Consider the following 1,747-nt stretch of genomic DNA (forward strand, 5'->3'; position numbering starts at 1 on the left):
CACTTACATGTATAGTATAATTTAATATTTAAGCCGAAAGGAGTGATTATTATGAAGAAGGAAATCTATAATGCCTGTTGCGACATCATTGATCATGCTTATTCTGGTAAAAGTAATCGTTGCATAACAAAATCATACAAAGCATTTAAGCTTTCTCGCGTAGGACGTACTGTTAAAAAGGTAAACGGACAGTACATCCCTGAGGAAAAACGAATTATTATTTTCAATTGGGATCGAAAATTCAATGACATCTTACTTGGCGTATTACACGAAATAGCACATCATATCGTAAATATAAAAGTAAACGACCTCACTCATTCAGCACTGTTTTATAGAGAGTATGAGAAATTACTTACTGCCTCAATGCGGCTTTCTCTTTTTTCTTTAAAGGATCTGGATAAAATCAAGGATAACTCTCGTGAAACATCCAAAATTATAAAAAAACTCAAAGAATCGTTTGGTTCTCAAAATATTTCCGGATATCAGAAGGACACAGTTTTGTTTCGCGTGAAGGATTCTTTTCTCATCAAAGATGAAATGGTAAACCGTAAGTACAATTACGACAACTTCCAAAAGATATGGTGGAAGGAAATTCCTATCGATAACAAGCGTAAGGAAGAGTTGGATCTTCGAAAAATACTTAGATCCAAAGAGCAGCTTCAAATAATCTCACCTGAGACAGCCAATGTTGCTATTCACAAAATCATTACCATTTACAATGGTGTTGAGATTAGAGACGTTTTAAAGCCTCTTGGGTACCGATATAATTCAAAAACAAAAGCTTGGAGTAAAAGGGTTCTTTTTGCAGATGTTGAAAAGGAGATTTCCAGTATCCCCGAATGCCGTTCTGCAGTCTTAAAGGTTGCTACACTGTGAGTTGAAAGGGATTTAGGAAGCTCGGTATTTTAATATCGGGTAGTTCACGAAAGATGTAATGGGTGCAATCTAAAAACGAAAGTAATGCGGGCTTTATTTGTGCGCAAGTTCTAAACCAGATGACCAGTAGAATGCATTATAAGAGAGAAGTGCAAATAGCCACAAATTTACCAAACATGGTTGAAGCTGCTATTTTCGAGGCAACCGGGAGGGAGTCAGCTGTGAATCGTACCAACTCGGATAACGAAAGCATTGACAATGCTGTGGTTTGCTGCGTTTCAGAAGTGGGGCAAGTGCCAAAGATTAGGAAGGCCGCCTTTGCGGTGGGCCCTAATGCTTTTATCACTGTTTTTGAATGTATTTCAGCGTCAGGGCGTGGGTTTAAAGATCGATTTCTCGATTGATCTCAACTCCTTAAACATGATGATTTACGAGAAGAAAACCAAGGAACCCATTGTTTTAGGCATCTATCCAAATCGCAAAGCCCTCGCTTTAGTTAAGGAAAGTGCCATGAAAAATGCCAAGTATTACATCATGCCCGCCATAGGTAAAATATCCTAAATAGCCCTTATTCACAGCGCGCTAATTGCCAAGCGCTTGTTTTTTTTTGATATTTTTCCTTCCTACCGTATAGAATACCTATACGAAACAAAAGGAGAGCAATTGCGAAAAAAATACTAATGAAAGGAGATAAGGATGAAAGCACTTCTCATTGCAGAAAAACCTTCAATGATGAGAGATATCCAAAAAGCTTATAACAAGAACCCGATTTCAGACAAGCTTGATTTCGCTTGTTTTCGCGGGCATGTTGTAGAGCTTCTTGAGCCTCAAGAGTACGACAAAAAATATGAGAAGTGGAACAGGGTAGATC

The 1,747-nt window shown here is 38.0% G+C and carries 3 protein-coding genes; all 3 read left to right on the plus strand.

Annotated features, from left to right (window positions below; all coding sequences use genetic code 11):
* The first annotated feature begins 51 nt into the window (after nt 1-51).
* A complete protein-coding gene (locus GX117_01620) occupies nt 52-876 on the plus strand; it encodes a hypothetical protein (GenBank protein ID NLO32044.1) in 825 nt (274 codons plus the stop codon).
* A 333-nt stretch (nt 877-1,209) separates the two neighbouring features.
* Complete coding sequence (locus GX117_01625; protein ID NLO32045.1) at nt 1,210-1,437, plus strand: hypothetical protein; 228 nt, start codon at nt 1,210-1,212, stop codon at nt 1,435-1,437.
* 135 nt (nt 1,438-1,572) lie between these two features.
* The coding region (locus GX117_01630) for a hypothetical protein (protein NLO32046.1) at nt 1,573-1,747 on the plus strand (175 nt) is incomplete at its 3' end.

Source organism: Candidatus Hydrogenedentota bacterium (genome assembly GCA_012523015.1).
Taxonomy (GTDB): Bacteria; Hydrogenedentota; Hydrogenedentia; order Hydrogenedentales; family CAITNO01; genus JAAYBJ01.